The organism is Streptomyces sp. XM83C, assembly GCF_023072675.1.
In the GTDB taxonomy this organism is placed as follows: domain Bacteria; phylum Actinomycetota; class Actinomycetes; order Streptomycetales; family Streptomycetaceae; genus Streptomyces; species Streptomyces thermocoprophilus.
On sequence record NZ_JALLGL010000087.1, the window covers coordinates 1 to 21,315 of the forward strand.

General features: G+C 71.6%; 22 protein-coding genes. 14 read left to right on the top strand and 8 right to left on the bottom strand.

Annotated features, from left to right (window positions below):
- From MTQ10_RS12535 to MTQ10_RS12550, 4 genes are all read left to right on the top strand, one after another.
- The coding region (locus tag MTQ10_RS12535; RefSeq protein WP_247466200.1) for an acetate--CoA ligase family protein at nucleotides 1-621 on the top strand (621 nt) is incomplete at its 5' end.
- 54 nt (nucleotides 622-675) lie between these two features.
- Nucleotides 676-1,272 (top strand): DUF5998 family protein, encoded by a 597-nt coding sequence (locus MTQ10_RS12540; RefSeq protein WP_247466203.1) that lies wholly within the window; start codon nucleotides 676-678, stop codon nucleotides 1,270-1,272.
- Nucleotides 1,272-2,465 (top strand): alkaline phosphatase family protein, encoded by a 1,194-nt coding sequence (locus MTQ10_RS12545; RefSeq protein ID WP_247466206.1) that lies wholly within the window; start codon nucleotides 1,272-1,274, stop codon nucleotides 2,463-2,465. Before MTQ10_RS12540 ends, MTQ10_RS12545 begins: the two co-directional genes overlap by 1 nt.
- Before the next feature lie 51 nt (nucleotides 2,466-2,516).
- Complete coding sequence (locus tag MTQ10_RS12550) at nucleotides 2,517-3,167, top strand: thymidine kinase (protein WP_247466209.1); 651 nt, start codon at nucleotides 2,517-2,519, stop codon at nucleotides 3,165-3,167.
- A gap of 72 nt (nucleotides 3,168-3,239) precedes the next feature.
- Here the strand turns inward: MTQ10_RS12550 and MTQ10_RS12555 are convergent, their stop codons facing one another.
- From MTQ10_RS12555 to MTQ10_RS12565, 3 genes are all read right to left on the bottom strand, one after another.
- Nucleotides 3,240-3,782 (bottom strand): RipA family octameric membrane protein, encoded by a 543-nt coding sequence (locus tag MTQ10_RS12555; protein ID WP_247466212.1) that lies wholly within the window; start codon nucleotides 3,780-3,782, stop codon nucleotides 3,240-3,242.
- The gene (locus MTQ10_RS12560) at nucleotides 3,779-5,089 is read right to left on the bottom strand and encodes a hypothetical protein (protein WP_247466215.1); all 1,311 of its coding nucleotides are present in this window, start codon (nucleotides 5,087-5,089) and stop codon (nucleotides 3,779-3,781) included. The genes MTQ10_RS12555 and MTQ10_RS12560 overlap by 4 nt, the downstream gene beginning before the upstream one ends.
- Before the next feature lie 412 nt (nucleotides 5,090-5,501).
- On the bottom strand, nucleotides 5,502-6,311 hold the full coding sequence (locus MTQ10_RS12565) for a VOC family protein (RefSeq protein WP_247466218.1): 810 nt from the start codon (nucleotides 6,309-6,311) through the stop codon (nucleotides 5,502-5,504).
- 297 nt (nucleotides 6,312-6,608) lie between these two features.
- Between MTQ10_RS12565 and MTQ10_RS12570 the strand changes: the two genes are divergently transcribed.
- The gene (locus MTQ10_RS12570; RefSeq protein ID WP_247466221.1) at nucleotides 6,609-7,460 is read left to right on the top strand and encodes a sulfurtransferase; all 852 of its coding nucleotides are present in this window, start codon (nucleotides 6,609-6,611) and stop codon (nucleotides 7,458-7,460) included.
- A 342-nt stretch (nucleotides 7,461-7,802) separates the two neighbouring features.
- Here MTQ10_RS12570 and sepH read toward each other — a convergent pair whose 3' ends face one another.
- The 3 genes from sepH to MTQ10_RS12585 all read right to left on the bottom strand — a co-directional run bounded on the left by sepH (nucleotide 7,803) and on the right by MTQ10_RS12585 (nucleotide 11,898).
- Nucleotides 7,803-8,834 carry a septation protein SepH gene (sepH, locus tag MTQ10_RS12575; protein ID WP_247466224.1) on the bottom strand — a complete coding sequence of 344 codons (1,032 nt, stop codon included), beginning with the start codon at nucleotides 8,832-8,834 and terminating at the stop codon, nucleotides 7,803-7,805.
- Nucleotides 8,835-9,380: 546 nt separating this feature from the next.
- Nucleotides 9,381-10,700, bottom strand: coding sequence for a D-arabinono-1,4-lactone oxidase (locus MTQ10_RS12580; RefSeq protein WP_247466226.1), 1,320 nt, complete (start codon nucleotides 10,698-10,700; stop codon nucleotides 9,381-9,383).
- Entirely contained in the window at nucleotides 10,660-11,898 is a 1,239-nt protein-coding gene (locus MTQ10_RS12585) for an MFS transporter (RefSeq protein ID WP_247466229.1), read from the bottom strand. The genes MTQ10_RS12580 and MTQ10_RS12585 overlap by 41 nt, the downstream gene beginning before the upstream one ends.
- 168 nt (nucleotides 11,899-12,066) lie before the next feature.
- Between MTQ10_RS12585 and MTQ10_RS12590 the strand changes: the two genes are divergently transcribed.
- Entirely contained in the window at nucleotides 12,067-13,194 is a 1,128-nt protein-coding gene (locus tag MTQ10_RS12590) for a ferrochelatase (protein WP_247466232.1), read from the top strand.
- A gap of 8 nt (nucleotides 13,195-13,202) precedes the next feature.
- A complete protein-coding gene (locus MTQ10_RS12595; protein WP_247466236.1) occupies nucleotides 13,203-14,009 on the top strand; it encodes an inositol monophosphatase family protein in 807 nt (268 codons plus the stop codon).
- Nucleotides 14,010-14,118: 109 nt separating this feature from the next.
- Here the strand turns inward: MTQ10_RS12595 and MTQ10_RS12600 are convergent, their stop codons facing one another.
- Nucleotides 14,119-14,292: a hypothetical protein gene (locus tag MTQ10_RS12600; protein ID WP_247466239.1), complete on the bottom strand. Its 174-nt coding sequence runs from the start codon at nucleotides 14,290-14,292 to the stop codon at nucleotides 14,119-14,121.
- Between the two features lie 437 nt (nucleotides 14,293-14,729).
- Between MTQ10_RS12600 and MTQ10_RS12605 the strand changes: the two genes are divergently transcribed.
- The 4 genes from MTQ10_RS12605 (at nucleotide 14,730) to MTQ10_RS12620 (ending at nucleotide 18,288) form a co-directional block, all read left to right on the top strand.
- Entirely contained in the window at nucleotides 14,730-15,383 is a 654-nt protein-coding gene (locus MTQ10_RS12605) for a response regulator transcription factor (RefSeq protein ID WP_010353034.1), read from the top strand.
- 3 nt (nucleotides 15,384-15,386) lie between these two features.
- Nucleotides 15,387-16,634, top strand: a complete 1,248-nt coding sequence (locus tag MTQ10_RS12610; RefSeq protein ID WP_247466242.1) for a sensor histidine kinase — start codon at nucleotides 15,387-15,389, stop codon at nucleotides 16,632-16,634.
- Between the two features lie 396 nt (nucleotides 16,635-17,030).
- The gene (locus MTQ10_RS12615) at nucleotides 17,031-17,327 is read left to right on the top strand and encodes a DUF4193 domain-containing protein (protein WP_043504706.1); all 297 of its coding nucleotides are present in this window, start codon (nucleotides 17,031-17,033) and stop codon (nucleotides 17,325-17,327) included.
- A 13-nt stretch (nucleotides 17,328-17,340) separates the two neighbouring features.
- On the top strand, nucleotides 17,341-18,288 hold the full coding sequence (locus tag MTQ10_RS12620; protein WP_247466245.1) for a hypothetical protein: 948 nt from the start codon (nucleotides 17,341-17,343) through the stop codon (nucleotides 18,286-18,288).
- A 239-nt stretch (nucleotides 18,289-18,527) separates the two neighbouring features.
- Here the strand turns inward: MTQ10_RS12620 and MTQ10_RS12625 are convergent, their stop codons facing one another.
- Nucleotides 18,528-18,989 carry a DUF3093 domain-containing protein gene (locus tag MTQ10_RS12625; protein WP_247466247.1) on the bottom strand — a complete coding sequence of 154 codons (462 nt, stop codon included), beginning with the start codon at nucleotides 18,987-18,989 and terminating at the stop codon, nucleotides 18,528-18,530.
- Nucleotides 18,990-19,047: 58 nt separating this feature from the next.
- On the opposite strand from MTQ10_RS12625, the gene MTQ10_RS12630 reads away from it, so the two are divergent.
- From MTQ10_RS12630 to MTQ10_RS12640, 3 genes are read left to right on the top strand one after another with little or no spacing between them, the layout of a single operon-like run.
- Entirely contained in the window at nucleotides 19,048-19,632 is a 585-nt protein-coding gene (locus MTQ10_RS12630; protein WP_247466251.1) for a PaaI family thioesterase, read from the top strand.
- Nucleotides 19,629-20,180: a dUTP diphosphatase gene (dut, locus tag MTQ10_RS12635; RefSeq protein ID WP_247466255.1), complete on the top strand. Its 552-nt coding sequence runs from the start codon at nucleotides 19,629-19,631 to the stop codon at nucleotides 20,178-20,180. Before MTQ10_RS12630 ends, dut begins: the two co-directional genes overlap by 4 nt.
- Nucleotide 20,181: 1 nt before the next feature.
- Entirely contained in the window at nucleotides 20,182-20,943 is a 762-nt protein-coding gene (locus MTQ10_RS12640) for a DUF3710 domain-containing protein (RefSeq protein WP_247466258.1), read from the top strand.
- Nucleotides 20,944-21,315 lie beyond the last annotated feature (372 nt).

A 21,315-nucleotide genomic window follows, 5' to 3' on the forward strand; every position in this document is an offset into this window, starting at 1 on the left:
GCCCTGCCGGCCCCCACCCCCGACGCCGCCGCCGACGCCGCCCGCGCCCTCGGCTACCCGGTCGCCGTCAAGGCCACCGCCCCGCACCTGCGGCACCGCGCCGACCTGGGCGGCGTACGCCTCGACCTCGCCGACGAGGAGCAGCTGCGGCGGGCGTACGCCGAGCTGACGGACGCGTTCGGCAAGCCCGACGAGGTCCGCCCCGTCGTGCAGGCGATGGCACCGCGCGGCGTCGACACCGTCGTACGGTCCGTGATCGACCCGGCGGCCGGAGCGGTGCTGTCGTTCGGACTCGCCGGCGCCGCCTCCCAGCTCCTCGGCGACATGGCGCACCGGCTCGTCCCCGTCACCGACCGGGACGCCGCCTCGCTGGTCCGTTCGATCCGCACCGCTCCGCTGCTGTTCGGCTGGCGCGGCTCCACCCCCGTGGACACCCCCGCCCTGGAGGAACTGCTGCTGCGGGTGTCCCGCCTGGTCCACGACCACCCCGAAGTGGTCGCCGTCACCCTGGAACCGGTGGTCGTCGCACCCCGCGGCCTGACCGTCCTCGGCGCCTCCGTCCGCCTCGCACCCCCACCCGCCCGCGACGACCTCGGCCCCCGCACCCTGCCCGCGTACTGACCCACCACGACGAGGGGGCCGAGCGGTCCCTCGCAGTCAGTGGGCCCCCGTAGGATGGACGTCATGGCCAAGACCAGTACGACGACCCAGGGGCTGCGTGCGGCGATCGAGCGCAGCGGCTACTACCCGGCCCTCGTGGCCGAGGCGGTGGAGGCCGCCGTGGGCGGCGAGCCCGTGCGGTCGTACCTGGTCCATCAGGAGACGACGTTCGACCAGAACGAGGTGCGGCGCCATGTCACCGTCCTCGTCCTCACCGACACCCGCTTCATCGTCAGCCACACCGACGAGCAGGCCGCCGACAGCACCTCCCCGACGCCGTACGCCACGACGTCCACGGAGTCGGTCAAGCTGGGCCGTATCTCCTCCGTCGTGGTGAGCCGCGTGGTCGCCAACCCGGAGTCGTACACGCCGGGCACGCTGCCCCGCGAGGTCGTCCTCACCATCGGCTGGGGCGCCGTCTCCCGCATCGACCTGGAACCCGCCGCCTGCGGCGACCCGAACTGCGACGCCGACCACGGCTACACCGGCAACTCCACCGCCGACGACCTCAGCCTGCGCGTCAGCGAGGCCGGGGACGGCCCGGAGACGGTCCGCCAGGCGCTCGCCTTCGCGCAGGCCATCTCCGAGGCGACCGCGGACGCCACCCGCTGATGGCGCAGCCCACCGCCTGGGACGCCCACCCCGAGCCCCTCGCCGTCTCCTCCGCGCCCGTCCCGCAGTACGGCAGCGGCTCGCTCGCCGACCTGCTGCCCACCCTCGCGGCGGGCATGGGCGTGCCGGGCACGACCGCCGCGATCGGCGAGCTGGCCCCCGTCGACCGCGCGTGCGTCTTCCTCATCGACGGCCTCGGCTGGGAGCAGCTGCGCGCCCACCCCGACGAGGCGCCCTTCCTGACCTCGCTCCTGCCGAGCTCCCGCGGCGGCACCGGACGCCCGCTCACCGCCGGCTACCCGGCCACCACCGCCACCTCCCTGGCGTCCGTCGGCACCGGCCTGCCGCCCGGCGCGCACGGCCTGCCCGGCTACACGGTGCGCAACCCGGACACCGGCGAACTGATGAACCAGCTGCGGTGGAACCCGTGGACGGAGCCGCACGCCTGGCAGCCGTACCCCACGGTGTTCACCCTCGCCGAGCGGGCCGGTGTGCACGCCGCGCAGGTGTCGTCCCCCACGTTCCAGAACACCCCGCTCACCAAGGTCGCCCTCAGCGGCGGCACCTTCCACGGGCGGCTCACCGGCGAGGAACGCATGGATCTGGCGGCCGGACAGCTCGCAGCCGGCGACCGCGCCCTGGTCTACACGTACTACGCCGAACTCGACGGCGCCGGCCACCGCTACGGCGTCGCCTCCGACACCTGGCGCGGCCAGCTCATGTACGTCGACCGGCTGGTGCAGCGCCTGGCCGAGCAACTCCCGCCGCGCAGCGCGCTGTACGTGACCGCCGACCACGGCATGATCGACGTGCCGTTCGACGAGGAGCACCGGATCGACTTCGACGAGGACTGGGAGCTGAGCGCCGGCGTCGCCCTCCTCGGCGGCGAGGGCCGCGCCCGGCATGTCTACGCGGTGCCCGGTGCCGCCGCCGATGTCCTCGCCGTGTGGCGTGAGGTGCTCGGCGAGCAGTTCTGGGTGGCCTCCCGGGACGAGGCGATCGCCGCGGGCTGGTTCGGCCCGCACATCGACGAACGCGTGTACGCCCGTATCGGCGATGTCGTCGCGGCCGCCCATGACGACGTCCTGCTCATCGCCTCGCAGCGGGAGCCGAACGAGTCGGCCATGACCGGCAATCACGGCTCGATGACCCCGGCCGAGCAGTTGGTCCCGCTGCTCGAAGTACGCTCCTGACCCCGACTGCCCGTCCGACTGCCGATCCCGCCGAAAGGTGTTCAACTCCTCATGTCCGAGCTGGTGTTCTTCTGCGGAACCATGGACTGCGGGAAGTCGACGCTGGCTCTCCAGATCGAGCACAACCGCTCCGCGCGCGGCCTCCAGGGCATGATCTTCACCCGCAACGACCGCGCCGGCCAGGGGAAACTCTCCTCCCGGCTGGGCCTGGTCACCGACGCGGTGGAGGTCGAGGACAGCATGGACGTGTACGCCCATGTCGTCGACCATCTCTCGCAGGGCGGTCGCGCCGACTATGTGATCGCCGACGAGGCGCAGTTCCTCGCCCCGGAGCAGATCGACCAGCTCGCCCGGATCGTCGACGACCTGGAGCTGGATGTGTACGCGTTCGGCATCACAACCGATTTCCGCACCAAGCTGTTCCCCGGCTCGCAGCGGCTCGTGGAGCTGGCCGACCGGGTCGAGGTGCTGCAAGTGGAGGCGCTGTGCTGGTGCGGCGCCCGAGCCACGCACAACGCCCGCACGGTGGGCGGCGTGATGGTGGTGGAGGGCGCCCAGGTCGTCGTCGGCGACGTCAACCAGAGCGCTGACGAGATCGGTTACGAGGTGCTGTGCCGCCGCCATCACCGCCGCCGTATGACGGCGGCGACGGCCCGCGCGGCGGCCCTGTCCCCGGACGTACTGCCGGTTCAGCAGAGCTGAGGGACCCCACGGCCTCCCTCCGCCGCCGGTGCCGTCCGGCGGACGCGGCGCCGAACCGGTGCCGGCCCGCCGTCAGGCCATGCCGAGCGCCACAGCGCCTGCCGCGACGTACAGGACCATGAACAGGACCGGCATCCACAGCTCCACCAGTGTCAGCGGAAGATACCGCCCGGCGGTCCTGCCCTCGCCCAGCTCGGCCCACTCCGCGTCGTACACCAGGGCGGGCAGCCGACGTTCGAGCGCGCCGATGACCTTGTATTTGGCCCGGTTGAGCTGCCGGTACGAGGCGATGAGCAGGAACCAGGCGCCGCACTGGCCGAGGGCGACCAGCCCCATGGTCACCAGTCCCCACACCGGCAGCTCGCTCACGACACCGGGGCCGACCGTGCCGGCCGTCGTCAGCAGCGCCGCGTTGACCGTGAGGAAGAAGGTGTTGGTGAGGCTTCTGCGGGCGCTGATCCGGTCGGCCATCTCCACGTAGATCTTGTACTGCTCCAGGACGGCCGCCTGGTACTTCTCGCCCTCCTTGTCGTACTCCCGGGCGCCCACCTGCTCGTTCCACAGCCTGGTCGCGAGGTCCGCCGGGGCGTGCGGACCGTGCTGGGTGGGGATCACGCGGACACGTCCTGCGCCGCCTCGGTCTGCGGCGGCAACTCGCCCTCGATCTCCCGCACCTTGATGTCGATCCGTCCGGGCCTGCTGCGGGACGGGCCGACCTCCTCGACGTCCACCAGGACGCGCCTGCCCTCGGTGACCCGGCCCGCCTCCAGGTCGTCCCGCAGCGAGGCGGACATCCTGCGTGCGTGCAGCAGCGCGAGGGTGGGCAGCTCCGGATAGTCGTCGAGCCTCACGAGCACGAACGAGTCGCTGGGGACGATCACCGTGGCGCCCTGCCGCTCCCCGGCCTTGGGGTAGTCGTCCAGCGCGGGCGGGGGAACAGGCGCGGCGGCCTGGGCCGGCACGGTGGCCGACTCGTCGGCCAGGCTGATGTCGATCTTCTGGCGCCCCCGGTCGAGCCACTTGATCACGACGGACAGCTCGTCGCCCGTCTTCAGGCCTGCCGCCTGATGGGTCGGCACCCTGGAACGCCCGCCCCCTTCCAGTTCGACCCAGACACCGCCCTGGTTGACGTCGTAGACGCGCGCGGTGAGGGTCTGGCCGCGCAGATAGGTCCGCTCCCAGTCGTCCCAGGGGTCCGGGCCCTCCTGCTGCGTGAAGACCAGCGCGTTGTCCCGGTACACGAAGAAGCCCGGGATGGTCCTGCCGACGTGGAACCTCTGCGACATGTGGTCCGGGATCGCCTCCCGGTAGCTCATGTCGCTCTTGTACATCTCCGCGCACCGCCGCGGGTGGTTCAGGTCGCGGACCCGGATGTACTCCTCGTGGACCTCTTCGATCTTGACCGTGGCGCGCAGCCGGTCCTCCGGCATGTACGGCCGCAGATCCATCTCGGGTTCACGCCGCTGCTGGCGCAGGGCGTCGATCTCGGCGCGCAGGCTGGTCCGCAGATCGGCCAGGCCTCGGACGGACCACTCGTACCACACCACCCGGAACTGCCCCAGGGCGTTGCTGGGCACCACGGCACCCCGGTGCGCGATCACGATGAGCCGCTTTCTCAGGCACATCGCCCACGCGAGTTCCATGGCCACGGACGTCGACGGGACGGACAGGTCGACGACCACGATCCCCGCCCGGTCGATGCCGGACCAGGCGACGTCCAGGGCGCTCTCGGTGGTGCCCGGCACCTTGTCGGCCCGCTCGGCGCGCAGTTCCCAGCTCTTCATCCAGAACTCGAAGTGACCTTCGTACAGGTCATCGAAATTCTCGACGCGGCCGTTCGGCAGTTCCTTTTCCTCGTACGGCATGGCGAAGAAGACGAGGTCTTCCTCGATGGCCCCTCGGCGTCGCAGATCCAGCGTCAACGTACCTCCCGCTGCTGATGGTCGGTCACAAAGTAACGCTGATTTACGTCTGATGTTCTCGCAAGTGGATTACGAGGGGCCCGGGGGCTGCCTGTTGTGAGCCATTCATGTCAACCGTTGTTGTGGGCAAGGGCATTGCGAGAGGGGTCCGCGTGACGGTCCCGGGCCTGGGTGCTGTGCGTGTATGCCCTGGTCAGGCGGGGGATGCGTGGCTTCGACGAGGGCGCGGGCATGCCGGTCACGCAGAACTTGTGCGCGAATCGCTGAAAGAAATCCGAGCGCGCGCACAGGAATCGGGGCGCATTACCGGCGCCGCGCGCCCCGGGTCGTGCTTCTTTCCGCCCCGCCGTCAAAAGGTGCGGCACTCCAGCGGCATTTCCTTTATGCGGGACTGACAAGGGAAAGTCGAGCCTTACGAACCCGAAGCGGCCTGAAGCAGTGCGAAACGAGCGCCCTCCGGGTCGGAAACCGTCGCCACACGCCCGCGCGCGCTCTCCTGTACGGGGCCGAGGATCTGGCCGCCGAGCCCGACCAGCCGCTCGACGGCCTCGTCGGTGTCGGAGACCTGGAAGTACGTCATCCAGTGCGGGCCCCGGTCGCGGGGCAGTGCCTGGCCCACGCCCCGGATGTCGGCGACGGGGCGGCCGTCGAGGCACAGGGTGACGTGATCGGGGTCGTCCGGGTCGGACAGCTCCTGCTCGTATCCGAACACGGTCTCGTAGAACTTCGCCACGTGCGCCGCCTCGTAGGTCAGCAGCTCGTTCCACACGGGCGTTCCCGGCGCCCCGGTGGCCTCCGTGCCGAGGTGTGCGGCGGCCTGCCACACGCCGAAGACCGCGCCGCACGGGTCGGAGCCGATCGCCAGTCGCCCCGCCTCGCCGGCGTCCAGCGGGCCCACACCGACGGTGCCTCCGCACAGCCGTACCGTCTCCGCGGTGTGGTCGGCGTCGTCCGAGGCGAGATACGGCGTCCAGGCGACGGGCAGATGGCGGTCCGGCGGCAGCTGGCCGATGCCGGCCACCTCGTGCCCGTCCCGCAGCGCCCGCACGTACGGGCCGAGCTGCTGGGGACCGGGCTCGAACTCCCAGCCGAACAGGGCGCGGTAGAAGTCCTCGGTCGCGTCCAGTCCGTGCACCATCAGACTCACCCAGCAGGGCGTCCCGGGCGCGTACCGCTCGTGCGCCTCGCCGTTCCGGCCGGCCGTCCCCGGTGCCTCGGTCATCGTCACTCTCTTCTCGGCCCCTCGCGGCGGCCGTCGTCGCTTCCGCTTCCCGGACCCCGTGCCCGATGCTCGCACCACCCGTGACCCGTACCCTTCGGGCGCGCCGCCGTACGAGGCGGAACGGTCGAGGGACAGTCCTGGTTCGTATCCCTGTCCGTTTCCGCGCGGCCACCGACGGATGATGATCGGCTGTACAGCTTGTGCCCGATCCCGTACGCCTGGTGACCGAGCCTGTCCGGCCGAGCAGAGTAGCCGGACACGGCCGATGCGGCCACCCCGTGCGCGAGGATGGGGGCCATGAACGCCATCATCTCCGCATCCGAGCTGGCGGACGCCCTGGCGGCCGGCGAACCGCCGGTGCTGCTCGACGTCCGCTGGCAGCTCAGCCTCGCCAAGGCGGCCGGTGAGCCGCCGTTCGACGGCCGTGCCGCCCACGCCGCCGGTCACATCCCCGGTGCCGTCTACGTCGACCTGGACGCCGAACTGGCCTCCGCGCCGGGCGCGTCGGGTCGGCATCCGCTGCCCGACCTGGAGGTGTTCGGTGCCGCGATGCGCCGGGCCGGGGTGTCGGCCCGACGGCCGGTCGTCGTGTACGACGGCGGGCAGGGCTGGGGCGCTGCCCGTGCCTGGTGGCTGCTGCGCTGGACGGGTCACCCGGACGTGAGGGTTCTCGACGGCGGGTTGCCTTCATGGCAAGGAGAGTTGACGACGGACGTGCCGCGTCCGGTCGAGGGTGACTTCCGGCCCGTGCCGGGCGACACCGGTCTGCTCGACGCGGACGGTGCCGCCGCGCTGGCCCGTTCCGGCGTGTTGTTCGACGCTCGGGCGGGGGAGCGGTACCGGGGTGACGTGGAGCCGATCGACCGGGTCGGCGGGCACATCCCGGGCGCGATCTCGGCGCCCACGAACGAGAACGTGGCCCCCGACGGCCGTTTCCTGCCCGCGGAGGAGCTGCGCGCCCGCTTCAAGGCCCTGGGTGCCACCGACGGCACTCCTGTCGGGGTCTACTGCGGCTCGGGCGTCTCGGGGGCGCACGAGGTGCTGGCGCTCGCCGTGGCGGGCATTCCTGCGGCTCTGTACGTCGGTTCGTGGTCGGAGTGGTCCTCGGACCCGGCCCGGCCCGTGGCGGTGGGGCCGGACCCGCAGTAGGGCGCAGGCGGGGGCACGGGGGCTCGCGCCATGCGCGTGGGGTGACGTACGCACGCCTGGAGTCGCCGCGGCGTGCGTGGAGTGACGTAGGTACCCCTGGTGTTGCCGCACGCGCGCGTGGGGTTCGTCCGCAACTGGCGTGGCCTCAAGTGCGCGTGAGGGGCCAGTGTCGCCTCACCCGACGCGAGCGCGCGTCGAAGTCGCCCCCTACGCGCGCGTGCGAGCGTGGACGCCTCCAGTCGGCCGGAGGACCGCGCCCGGCGCCATCGAGATCCGCCCGGCACGCGTGCGACCCGTTCGCCGCCGTCGTGCCGTCGAACGGGCGCCGTCAAACCGGTCCCGCTACTCCTGCTTCTTGCGGCGCGTACCGAAGACGATCTCGTCCCAGCTGGGTACCGCTGCGCGTCGCCCGGGGCGGACGCCGTCGGCCTCGGCCTGCCGGTCGGTGGCGCCGATGAGCCGGTCCCGGTGGCTGCCGATGGAGCGCGGCATGAGGACGTCCGCGTAGGCGGACCCGGCCGATGCGGCCGGCGCCGGGGGTTCCTCCGCGGCGGCCTCCTGGTCGGGTTCCTCAGCGGGCTCGGACGGGCGTTCCGGTACGACGAGGTCGCCGCGGAAGCTCGGTACGGCCTCCAACAGGCTGGTCAGGGAGTCCCGTTCGCCGCCGCTCTCCTCGGCGGGCTCGGACGCCTGGGCGGGCAGGCCGGGCCGCTCCCGGTCGAGGGCGCGGTCGAGCGGACGGTCGCGGGGCAGCCGTGCGATGCGCGGCACGAAGGGGAAGCTCGGCTCGGGCGCGGCGAGGTCGTCGGACTCGCCGATCAGGGAGCGGGCCTCGTCGTCGACGGCCTGGACGAGCCGCCGGGGCGGGTCGTACGTCCAGCTCGCCGAGTGCGGTTCGCCCGCGACCCGGTAGACCAGCAGGACCTCCCAAGTGCCGTCGTCGCGGCGCCAGGAGTCCCACTGCACACTGTCCTTCTCGGCGCCGCGCAGCAGCAGCCGCTCCTGGACGGCCTCGCCGAGCTGCGGGCCGGTGTTCTCGCCGGGGCGGCGCACGGGTGTCTTGCGGGCGCGTTCGGCCATGAAGGCGCGCTCGGCGAGCACGGGGCCCTCGAAGCGCCGTACACGGTCCACGGGGATGCCGGCCATCTGCGCGACCTCTTCCGCGGTCGCGCCGGCACGTATACGGGCCTGGATGTCACGCGGGCGGAGATGGCTCTCCACCTCGATCTCGATCTGGCCGAGGCGGGGACGGTCGCCACGCACGGCGGCGCGGAGCCGTTCGTCAATCGGAAGCGTGTACTCCGTTGAGTCCGCAGCCTTCAGCACCAGCCGTGTGCCGTCATTGGAGACGGCCACGACACGCAGTTCGGGCATGGGGACCTCCCGGGTGGTGCCTGCCGACGTCACGTGCGTCGCTGCTTCCGCTAGTCGAGTGTGGCCTGCCCGGGTGCAGCCTGCCACAACCTTGCCGAGTTGCCCGGCGTGTCGGGCACGGGCCCTGGATCGCCGTTATGGCACGGTTACCTATTCGCCACGCTGAGTGACCAACTCCATCACCCTGTGCAACCAGCCCCCTCCCAGCGGTCCAGCAAGGCTCCGGACACCCTGGAGGGAGACCGGACCCAGGGCTCGCAACAGTACTCCATTTGGCCCACGTGCGTGGATTGGCGCGCCGCCCAACTTCTCGTGCGGGGACGGACTTGACCGACCGCTACGGGTTTGCGCGATCTTGAAAGTGGTGTACTTCACGCAATGGCGTGAACTGTCCGGACCCTGCCGGACCCCATGGGTCCCGGCCGAACCCTGCTGTTCTCGGCCGGTCCGGAACGGTCTCGGAAGGTCTTGGACGGTTCGAGCCGGTCTCTCCGGTGTTCACCCGTCCGGTCCGGCTCGTCCCGCTTCACGCCCTCGCGTCCCCCGTCACGCCCCCAGGACCCGGCGCAGATAGTCGTTCTGGAACCGCCGTTCCGGGTCCAGCCGGTCGCGCAGTGCCGTGAACTCGCCGAACCTCGGGTAGACCCGGGAGAAGTACTCCGCGTCCCGCGTGTGGACCTTGCCCCAGTGCGGGCGGCCCTCGTGCGCCGTGAAGATGCGCTCGGCCTGCGTGAAGTACCGCTGGTAGGGGGTGCCGCGGAACATGTGCACCGCGATGTACGCGCTGTCCCGGCCCGACGCCGTGGACAGGGTGATGTCGTCGGCGGGCGCGGTGCGCACCTCGACGGGGAAGCTGACGCGCAGTCCGGAACGGTCGACCATGGCCCGCAGTTCGCGCAGCGCCTCCACGACGGCCGCGCGCGGGACGGCGTACTCCATCTCCACGAACCGCACCCGGCGCGGCGAGGTGTAGACCCGGTACGGAATGTCCGTGTACGTGCGTGCCGACAGTGCCCGGCTGGAGATCCGGGCGATCGACGGAACGGTGGCCGGCACCGCGCGCCCGACCCAGTTAGCCACCTGGAAGACGCCGTTGGAGAGGAACTCGTCCTCGAACCAGGCCTTGACCTGCCCCACCGGGCGGGCGGGCCCGGCGCTGCGGTTGTTGCGCTTGGTGTTGGTGTTCCCGGTGTGCGGGAACCAGTAGAACTCGAAGTGCTCGTTCTCCGCCCACAGTTCGTCGAAGTCGGCCAGCACCCGGTCGAACGGCATCGGCTCCTCGCGCGCGGTGAGCAGGAACAGCGGTTCCACGGCGAAGGTGATCGCGGTGACGATGCCGAGGGCGCCGAGGCCGATGCGCGCGGCGGCGAAGACGTCCGGGTTCTCCTTCTCGGAGCAGGTGAGCACCGAGCCGTCGGCGGTGACCAGTTCCAGCGCCTTGATCTGGGCGGCGATCGAGGCGGAGTCGCGGCCCGTGCCGTGGGTGCCGGTGCTCGTGGCGCCGGAGACCGTCTGCTCCATGATGTCGCCCATGTTGGTCAGCGACAGTCCCTCGCGGGCCAGAGCCACATTGAGTCTCTTGAGCGGGGTGCCGGCCTCCACCGTGACGGTCATGGCGTCACGGTCGATCTTGCGGATACCGGTCAACAGTTGCGGGCGTATCAACACTCCGTCGGTCGCCGCGATCGACGTGAAGGAATGACCGGTCCCGACCGCCTTGACCCGCAGCCCGTCCTCGGCGGCCTGCCGGACCGCCGCCGCCAGCTCGTCGACGGAGGCGGGGGTGACCTCCCGCGCCGGACGGGCGGTCACATTGCCGCCCCAGTTACGCCACGTGCCGTTCTTCCCGCTCGCTGTGCTGCTCAAGGGTGCCTCCCCGACACGGAACCGGCCTGCTGAGCCGGCGGTACCCGAGGAAACCGACCGCGACCGCGACGGCCCCGGACACCGCCGGAACCCCGTACCCGGCCCGCGCGCCGGCCTCGTCGATCACCCAGCCGGCCACCGACGAGCCGAGCGCCACCCCGACCGCGAGCCCGGTGCTCACCCAGGTCATGCCCTCGGTCAGATGCGCGCGTGGTACGTGCTCCTCGATCAGGGACATCGTGGTGATCATCGTCGGTGCGATGGCCAGGCCCGCCACGAAGAGCGCCACGGCCAGGAACGGCAGGTTCCCGACCAGTAGGAGGGGGATCATACTCACGGCCATGGCACATACGCCCAGCAGCCAGCGGCGTGCGGGCGCACCGGTGAAGCGCAGCAGCCCGAACACGATCCCCGCCACGCACGATCCGGCGGCGTACAGCGCCAGCACCACGCTCGCCGCGCTCTTGTGCCCCTGCTCCTCGGCGAACGCGACGGTGACCACGTCGACCGCCCCGAAGATCGCGCCCGTCGCCACGAACGTGGCCACCAGCACCTGCAGCCCGGCCGCCCGCAGCGCGCTCCCGCCGCCGTGCCGCTCACGCGGGTGCGGCTCGGGCTCGGTGGAGCGCTGCGCGGTCAGCCAGAACACCCCGGCCGCGAGGAAGCAGGCCGCCAGCAGCGGCCCAGCCTCCGGGAACCAGGCGGTGGACAGCCCGATGGAGATGATCGGCCCGAAGATGAAGCACACCTCGTCCACCACCGACTCGAACGAGTACGCGGTGTGCAGCTGCGGCGTGCCCCGGTACAGGGCCGCCCAGCGGGCCCGGATCATCGCTCCGAGGCTGGGCACCGCGCCGATGCCGACGGCGCACACGAACAGCAGCCACTCCGGCCAGTCGTAGTGCGCGGTCAGCAGCAGCCCCGCCGACGCGGCGAGCGCCACCAGCGTGGCCGGGCGCAGCACCCGGCTCTGCCCGTGCCGGTCCACCAGCCGGGACACCTGCGGCCCGAGCGCCGCCGCCGACAGCGCGATGGTCGCCGACAGCGCGCCCGCGAGGCCGTAGCGCCCGGTGAGCTGGGAGATCATCGTCACCACGCCGATGCCCATCATCGACAGCGGCATACGGCCGATGAAACCCGCGGCGGCGAAGCCCCTGGTGCCGGGGGCGGCGAACAGGGCGCGGTAGGGGCTGGGCACGGGGTCTCCGGGGAGTGTGTAAGGCGCGTAGATGGTCGATACAGCTTACTGGTCAGGGCACCCTTACGCACCCGTTCCGGGCGGTCCTGTCCAGGGTGCGACCCGCCGGACGAACCGGACACCCCCCGCCGTTCCCGCGCTGTCAGTGGCGAGTGGCAGGATCGAGACATGCCAGACGCGCTCGATGCCACCCCCTACGACGCCCTGCTCCTGCTCTCCTTCGGCGGCCCGGAAGGCCCGGACGACGTGGTCCCCTTCCTGGAGAACGTCACACGGGGACGCGGCATCCCCAAAGAACGGCTGAAGGAAGTCGGGCAGCACTACTTCCTCTTCGGCGGGGTCAGCCCCATCAACGACCAGAACCGCGCCCTGCTGGACGCCCTCCGCAAGGACTTCGCCGACCACGGCCTGGACCTGCCGGTCTACTGGGGCAACCGCAACTGGGCGCCGTACCTCACCGACACCCTGCGCGAGATGGTGCGCGACGGCCGCCGCCGCGTCCTGGTCCTGGCCACCAGCGCCTACGCCTCCTACTCGGGCTGCCGCCAGTACCGCGAGAACCTCGCCGACGCGATCGCCGCGCTCCAGGCCGAGGGTCTCGAACCCCCGAAGATCGACAAGCTGCGGCACTACTTCAACCACCCGGGCTTCGTCGAACCGATGACCGACGGCGTCCTGCGGTCCCTGGCCGACCTGCCCGAGGAGCTCCGGGACGGCGCCCACATCGCCTTCACCACGCACTCCATCCCGACGACCGCCGCCGACACCTCCGGCCCCGTCGAGGGCCACGGAGACGGCGGCGCGTACGTCAGGCAGCACCTGGACGTGGCGCGGCTGATCGCCGACGCCGTCCGCGAGCGCACCGGCGTGGACCACCCCTGGCAGCTCGTCTACCAGTCCCGCTCCGGCGCCCCGCACATCCCCTGGCTGGAGCCGGACATCTGCGACCACCTCGAGGAGCGGCACGCCGCGGGCGTCCCCGCCGTCGTGATGGCCCCCATCGGCTTCGTCTCCGACCACATGGAAGTCCTGTACGACCTCGACACCGAAGCCACGGCCAAGGCCGCCGAACTGGGTCTTCCGGTACGGCGTTCCGCCACCGTGGGCGCCGACCCGCGCTTCGCCGCGGTGGTCCGCGACCTGATCCTGGAACGCGCCCGGGCGGAGCGCGGCGAACAGGTCACCCGCTGCGCCCTCGGCACGCTCGGCGCGAGCCACGACCTGTGCCCGGTCGGCTGCTGCCCGGCCCGCGCCCCCCGCCCCGCAGCCGCGGGCGCGGACAGCCCCTACGCGTGAGGAGACCCGTGATCGACCCCCTGCACAAGGACCTGCTGGAGATCGCCCGGGAGGCCGCCCTGCGCGCCGGCGACCTGCTCAGGGACGGCCGTCCGGCCGACCTCGGTGTCGCCGACACCAAGTCCAGCCCCGTCGACGTGGTCACCGAGATGGACATCGCGGCGGAGAAACTGATCACCGGCCTGATCTCCGAGCGCCGCCCCGACGACGGCTTCCTCGGCGAGGAGGGCGCTTCCGTCGAGGGCAGCACCGGCATCCGCTGGGTGATCGACCCTCTCGACGGCACCGTCAACTACCTGTACGGCCTGCCCACCTGGGCCGTCTCCATCGCGGCCGAGCAGGACGGCGAGACCGTCGCCGGTGTGGTCTTCGCCCCGATGCGGGGGGAGACGTACCACGCGGTGCGCGGCGGCGGCGCGTGGGCGACCGGCGCCTGGGCCGGCGAACGCAGGCTGACCTGCCGTGCCCCGGCCCCGCTCGACCAGGCCCTGGTCGCCACGGGCTTCAGCTATGTGTCCGCCGAGCGCGAGAAGCAGGGCGATGTGGTGCGGCGGCTGATCCCGCTGGTCCGGGACATCCGCCGGGGCGGCTCCGCCGCGATCGAGCTGTGCGACGTGGCCGCGGGCCGCCTCGACGGCTACTACGAGCGCGGACTGAACGCCTGGGACATGGCGGCGGGCGACCTCATCGCCCGGGAAGCGGGCGCGGTGACCGGTGGACGCCCCGGAGAGCGCCCCTCGACCGACCTCGCACTCGCGGCCACCCCGACCCTCTTCGAGCCGCTCCAGCGGCTCCTGACGGACTTCGGCGCCTGACCGCGGGGGCTCCTGACCCTTACGAACAGCCGCAGACCCCCGGCCACGACACAGCAGCAGACCCCCGGCGCTGGATCCCGCCGGGGGTCTGCTGTCGTGCTGTGGCCCGTCAGACGCGGTAGGCGCCGACTTCCACACCGTGCTCGGCGGCGAGGCGTCGCAGGTCGTCCAGCTCCGACTGCTCCACCTCGACAAGGAAGTCGTCGCCCTCGTCACGAGCCCGCGTCAGGTCGGACTCGGTCGCCTTTATGCGCTGCAGAAGTCCTGCCGTGAATGCGTCCATGCTGCGCCCCCTCGTCCTGGGTCGTGGGTCGGTGGCACGGGGGTGTGCCGTTCGGAAGGGGCGATCACGTCTCCAGTAGGTGCCCAGCGCTGCCCGAGCCGGGCGGCGACGGTGCCGGACACCCACGCCCACTCTGCGGAAGCGGATCGCGGCGTACCGCTTGGTGTTGCGGCACAAGCAGAGCGTGATCGCGGGGTGTAAACCCGTCCTCCCCCCATGCCCCGCCGCGGAAACCTCCCCGCGCCGAGAAATCTGCGCGCGGCCGTTCACAGCCCGCACACAGGCCACCCGCCGGCCCCATCCCCCCAAGATCACCGGAGTTCGGCTTACCACCGGTTTATGACCGAAAGCGGCAGGATGGAGACCAGCAACCTGTCAGCATTTCCCGCCCGCGCGCCGCCTCCGGCGCCGGGCGGTTCCGAGGAAGGACAAGCGACGTGCGCGTACTCGTCGTCGAGGACGAGCAGCTGCTCGCCGATGCGGTGGCCACCGGACTGCGCCGGGAGGCCATGGCCGTCGACGTCGTGTACGACGGTGCGGCTGCCCTGGAGCGCATCGGCGTCAACGACTACGACGTGGTCGTCCTCGACCGCGACCTCCCGCTCGTGCACGGCGACGACGTCTGCCGCAAGATCGTCGAACTCGGCATGCCCACACGCGTGCTGATGCTGACCGCCTCCGGCGACGTCAGCGACCGCGTCGAGGGCCTGGAGATCGGCGCCGACGACTACCTTCCCAAGCCCTTCGCGTTCAGCGAGCTCATCGCGCGCGTGCGGGCACTCGGCCGGCGCACCAGCGTGCCCCTGCCGCCCGTGCTGGAGCGCGCCGGCATCAAGCTCGACCCCAACCGGCGCGAGGTCTTCCGCGACGGCAGGGAGGTGCAGCTCGCGCCGAAGGAGTTCGCCGTCCTGGAGGTCCTCATGCGCAGCGAGGGCGCCGTGGTCTCCGCCGAGCAGCTGCTGGAGAAGGCCTGGGACGAGAACACCGACCCGTTCACCAACGTCGTCCGCGTGACGGTGATGACCCTGCGCCGCAAACTGGGCGAACCCCCGGTGATCGTCACCGTCCCCGGCTCCGGCTACCGGATCTGACCCATGGCCGCCGCTCCCGCGCCCCCGCAGGCGCCGCCGAAGCCCACCTGGGACCCGCGACGGCCCGAGCCGCCGTTCCCCTGGCTGCGCCCGACCATCCGCATAAGGCTCACGCTGCTGTACGGCGGCATGTTCCTGATCGCCGGCATCCTGCTGCTGTCGATCATCTACCTGCTCGCCGCACAGGCCCTGAACACGGGCAACCAGCCCCTGTTCAAGATCGTCGGCGGTACGAGCATCAAGGTCAGCAGCGAGGACTGCCCGGCTGTCACCTCCGGCAACCTCACCCTGCCCGACTTCAACGCCGCGATCAGCGCCTGCATCGACCAGCAGCGCCGCGTCGCGCTGGACCATCTGCTCAGCCGCTCCCTGCTGGCCTTGCTGGGCCTCGCCGTGATCGCCTTCGCGTTCGGCTACGCGATGGCCGGCCGTGTGCTGTCCCCGCTCGGCCGGATCACGCGCACGGCACGCGCGGTGGCCGGGTCCGACCTGTCCCGCCGTATCGAGCTGGACGGACCGGACGACGAGCTGAAGGAGCTGGCCGACACCTTCGACGAGATGCTGGAGCGCCTGCAGCGGGCCTTCACCGCCCAGCAGCGCTTCGTCGGCAACGCCTCGCACGAGCTGCGCACCCCGCTGGCGATCAACCGCACGCTGCTGGAGGTGCACCTGTCCGACCCGAAGGCGCCGGTGGAGCTGCAGCAGCTCGGCAAGACACTGCTGGCGACGAACGAGCGCAGCGAACAGCTCGTGGATGGCCTGCTGCTGCTCGCCCGCAGCGACAACCAGATCGTGGAGCGCAAGCCGGTCGACCTCGCCGAGGTGGCCGGGCAGGCCATCGACCAGGTGCGCGGCGAGGCCGCGGAGAAGGGTGTGGAGATCCGCGGCAGACGGGACCCCGTGGTCGTCCAGGGCAACGGCGTACTGCTGGAGCGGATCGCGCTGAACCTGGTGCAGAACGCCGTCCGCTACAACATCCCCGAGGGCGGCTGGGTGGAAGTCGTCACCGAGGCCCGGCCCGGCCAGGCGGTCCTCGTGGTGTCGAACACCGGGCCGGTCGTGCCGGCGTACGAGGTGGACAACCTCTTCGAGCCGTTCCGGCGGCTGCGCACGGACCGTACGGGCAGCGACAAGGGCGTCGGCCTCGGCCTGTCCATCGCCCGGTCCGTGGCGCGGGCGCACGGCGGGCACATCTCGGCCACGCCGCGCGAGGGGGGCGGCCTGGAGATGCGGGTCACCCTGCCTCTCTGAGATCATGTCGCCGACACACGCGGGGATGTTCGCTTTGCGCTGAATTTCCCGGGTTCACGCCGGGGCTCACCGTGTGTGATCGATCACAAGGGCGATTTTCCGGCCATCTACTCTCCGTGATCATGACCAGTGCGGGAAAGCCTGATACGTCCGGGTTTTTAGGGGTCCTGATCACGGGAAGTACACGGTGAGATGCCTTTGAAGTGCGGCACCCGGACCGTGTACGGTCCCGTTCGCCATCCAAGCCGATCACTCTTGAGGGGTCCGGTTGGGTGTCGATTGAGTAACAGACCTTGATGTGAGGCAAAATCTCCGCCTCGGGTCGGGCACAAGTCCGGCCTCTCACGCGTTACGTGCGCTGGAGACACCCACAGACACCCGGAGGGGGAGAGCGACATGGCAACCGACTACGACACCCCACGCAAGACCGACGACGACGTCGACTCGGACAGCCTGGAAGAACTGAAGGCCCGGCGGAACGACAAGTCCGCGTCCTCGGTCGACGTCGACGAGTTCGAGGCCGCGGAGGGCCTGGAGCTGCCCGGCGCCGACCTCTCGAACGAGGAACTGGCCGTCCGGGTGCTGCCCAAGCAGCAGGACGAGTTCACGTGCATGAGCTGCTTCCTGGTGCACCACCGCAGCCAGCTGGCCCGGGAGAAGAACGGTCAGCCGATCTGCCGCGACTGCGACTGAGGACGGGTCGGCCGTGACTGGCTCGACCCCTTCCCGGAAGCGCCGCTTCTCCCGAGGGAAGAAAGCGGACCCGGGGCCGTTCGACGGCCCCCACGGCGTGCGTGACGATGAGCGAGGCCCGACCGGTACGACGTCCTCGACAGGACCGACGGGGACGGCCTCGCTCGGAACGGAGGGCGACCGGGACGGCGTCCCGGCGCCTGCGCAACCGCCCGCGCCCCTGGCGAGGCGCAGGGCGGCAGCGATCCGGGACAAGGCCGTGGACCTGGCCCGGGACGGCGCCCGCAAGGGCGGCAGCCGCGCCAGGGCCGGGCTGTCCTATCTCGCCGACCGGATCATCGACCTGGCCCCGCGGGTGCCCGTGCGGGACCTCGCGACGCTCCGCCGGCAGTTCCCGGGCCTCGGTCCCGAACAGATCGCCGACAGGCTCGTGACGGGCGCCGCCCGCGCGACCTCCGCCGTCGGCGCCGGCGTCGGCGCCGCCGCGATGCTGCCCGTGCCGCCCGCGATGCCGACCGAACTGGCCGCGGAGATCACCGGCGTGGCCGCGATCGAGCTGAAGCTCATCGCCGAACTCCACGAGGTCTACGGCGTACGCCCGCCCGGCAACCTCAAGGAACGCAGCACCCTCTACCTGCGCTCGTGGTCGGGTGAGCGCGGCATCGACGTGATGAAGCCGTCGACGTTCAGTTCCGCGCTGGGCGGCCCCATGAAGCGCGAGCTGCGCCAGCAGATCATGAAGCGTCTCGTGCGCGATCTGCCCAACCTCATGCCCTTCATGGTCGGCGCGGCCGTGGGCGCCCTCATGAACCGGCGCGAGACCCGCAAGCTCGCCAACCGCATCCGCTCCGACCTGCGCAAGATCCAGGTGCCGTGGGAGGCGCTGCCGGACCTGCCGCCCCTGGACCAGCCCGACAAGCCGGTGGACATGGACGGGATCACCCGGGGCTTCGGGAACTGAGCGGGACGTCCGTCCGGCCCGCCGCGAGGGCGGCCGTACCCCCAGCGGTCGTCGGACCGCCGCGATGCGCCGTACCCCAGCGATCATCTGACCGACGCGAGGGCGCCGCACCCCACGCGCGCGTCCGACGTGCCTGAGGTGCGCCTCAGGCGTACCGCAGACGGCACTCAGCGGCGCGTCTCAGGCGGCCCTCAGCGTCGTACCGCGGCCGGTCCTGAGCGTCGTACCGCAGCGGTCCTCTAAGCGGTGGTCTTGGCCGCCTGCAGAGCCTGGGCCAGTCGTTCCGGCTCCCGCGTCGACAGGTACAGATACGGCGTCGGGTCCTCGGGGTCGGTGACCTCCACCCGCAGTGCCGTGGGAATGTACGCGCGCAGCAGCAGGAACGCGCGCGTGTCCGCCTTGTACGTGCGCCAGGCGCGCGCCTCCTCCGCGTCCAGCACCTCCGCCTCACCGAGCGCCGCCACCGGGATCTTCGCGTCGCCCGCGACGAGCTGATCGCCGACCACGCGGATGCGGACGGAGCCGTACGAGCTGGCCGTCACGGCCGCCGCGGCCGTACCGCCGACCAGGCCGCCGAGCATCGGCAGGGTGCCGAAGGGCAGCAGGATCAGCGCCAGGGCGACGCCCGCCAGAAAGGAGATCAGCCACCACGAACGTGGGGCGGTGAGGCGTTCTTCGTACGGGATGGCGGAGTGCTGCATGAAGCCAAGCTTGGCACGGTGTCGGGACTGCGCCGACGCGCGGGTAAGGTCTGCGGCTGTGAGTGGTACTTCCCCAGCTCTTCAGCCCCCGGCCGACGCCGTGCCCCCGGTGCGCCACCCCGAGGCGCCGGCACCCGGCGAACTCCTCGGCGCCCACTACGAACACTGTTTCGGCTGCGGCGACGGGCAGGCCCATGGGCTGCACCTGGCCGCCCGCGCCGGCGACGGCGTCAGCATCACCGCCGAGTTCACCGTGCAGCCCGCCCACCAGGGCGCTCCCGGCCTCGCCCACGGCGGCGTCCTGGCCACGGCCCTGGACGAGACGCTCGGCTCACTGAACTGGCTGCTGCGCACGATCGCGGTGACCGGACGGCTGGAGACCGACTTCGTACGGCCCGTGCCGGTCGGCACCACGCTCCACCTCCAGGCGGAGGTGACCGCCGTCTCCGGCCGCAAGATCTACTCGACGGCCACCGGGCGCATCGGCGGCCCCGACGGACCGGTGGCCGTACGGGCTGACGCTCTCTTCATCGAGGTCAAGGTCGACCACTTCATCGACCACGGCCGCAAGGAGGAGATCCAGGCCGCCATGAACGACCCGGACCAGGTTCGGCGGGCCCGCGCCTTCGAGGTGAACCCGTGAGCCGCCGCCCGGTCGAGGTGCTGATCCGGCGTGTCGATCCGGACGTCCCGCTTCCGGCATACGCGCACCCCGGGGACGCGGGCGCCGATCTGCGCACCACACAGGCCTGCGAACTGGCCCCCGGCGAGCGAGCCGTCCTGCCCACGGGCGTGTCTGTCGCGCTCCCGGACGGGTACGCGGCGTTCGTGCACCCCCGCTCCGGCCTTGCCGCCCGGTGCGGTGTCGCCCTGGTGAATGCCCCGGGGACGGTTGATGCCGGGTACCGTGGGGAGATCAAGGTGATCGTGGTGAATCTCGACCCGCGCGAGTCCGTGCGGTTCGAGCGCTTCGACCGGATCGCCCAACTGGTCGTCCAGCAGGTCGAGAGGGTCCGCTTCCAGGAGGTGGCGGAACTTCCCGACTCGGCGCGGGCCGAGGGGGGCTTCGGGTCCACCGGCGGTCATGCCGCGGTGGGCGGCGCGAGCGGCACAAGCGGTCAGGTCGCCGAGGGCGGCCCGACGGGTGGGAATCGATACGCTTCGGTCGTATCCGACCGGGAAGGACAGTGACGTGTTCGGACGTCGCAAGAAGAGGGATGCCGCCGAGGACGCGGCCGGCGAGGCCGAGCAGGTCGTCGACAGCGTCGACACCGAGGCGGATGACGAGGAGACCCGCGAGCGGGTGAGGCTCGAGCCCGGGCCGCGGCCCGACGGGCCCTGGGACGTCTCCGAGGTACGCGAACCGGGCGAAGGGCGAGTGGACCTCGGCGGTCTGTTCGTGCCCGGAGTCGACGGCATGGAACTCCGGGTCGAGGTCGCGGGCGACGCGATCGTCGCCGCCACGGTCGTGCTGCGCGACAGCGCGATCCAGTTGCAGGCCTTCGCCGCGCCCAAGCGTGAGGGCATCTGGGGCGAGGTGCGCGAGGAGATCGCCTCCGGCATCACCCAGCAGGGTGGTGTCGTCGACGAGATCGAGGGCCCGCTCGGCTGGGAGCTGCGTGCGCAGGTGCCGGTGCAGCTGCCGGACGGCACGGGCGGCTTCCAGGTGGTGCGGTTCGTGGGCGTGGACGGTCCCCGCTGGTTCCTGCGCGGTGTGATCTCCGGCCAGGCCGCGGTGCAGCCGCAGGCCGCGGGCCTGCTGGAGCAGATCTTCCGTGACACGGTCGTCGTCCGCGGCGAGGGCCCGATGGCCCCGCGCGACCCGATCGTCCTCAAGCTTCCGAACGACGCCCAGATGGTGCCCGAGGGCGTTCAGCAGGAGGAGGCCGGCTCCCGCTTCTCCGGCGGCATGGGCCAGCTCCAGCGCGGCCCGGAGATCACCGAGGTGCGCTAGAGCCCGACGGTCCGGGCTGACCGGGCGACCCGTCCGCGGGCGGAGTGCTTCCCGCAGCCGGGCGCTCCCGGTCGTACGGCGGCGTTTCAGGGCCGCGTCCCGATGAGGGGCGCGGCCCTTTCGCATGCCCGGGGCCCGTGGGGCGGGGGCGGGATCGCAGGAGCCGGGGGTGAGCTGTGCCGGAACCCTTGACCGCGTATTGGTCTGTACCTATGGTCTCCGGTCACGCCTATGTTCATAGAGGCGCCCATCGTTCACATAGACGAACGGAGTCGCTGTGTGTCGTACCCCCTTGGCAGCCGCCGCGGTCACCGCCGCGAGCACCCTGCTGCTGGGCGCGCTCGCCGCCCCCACCGCCCACTCCGCCCCCAC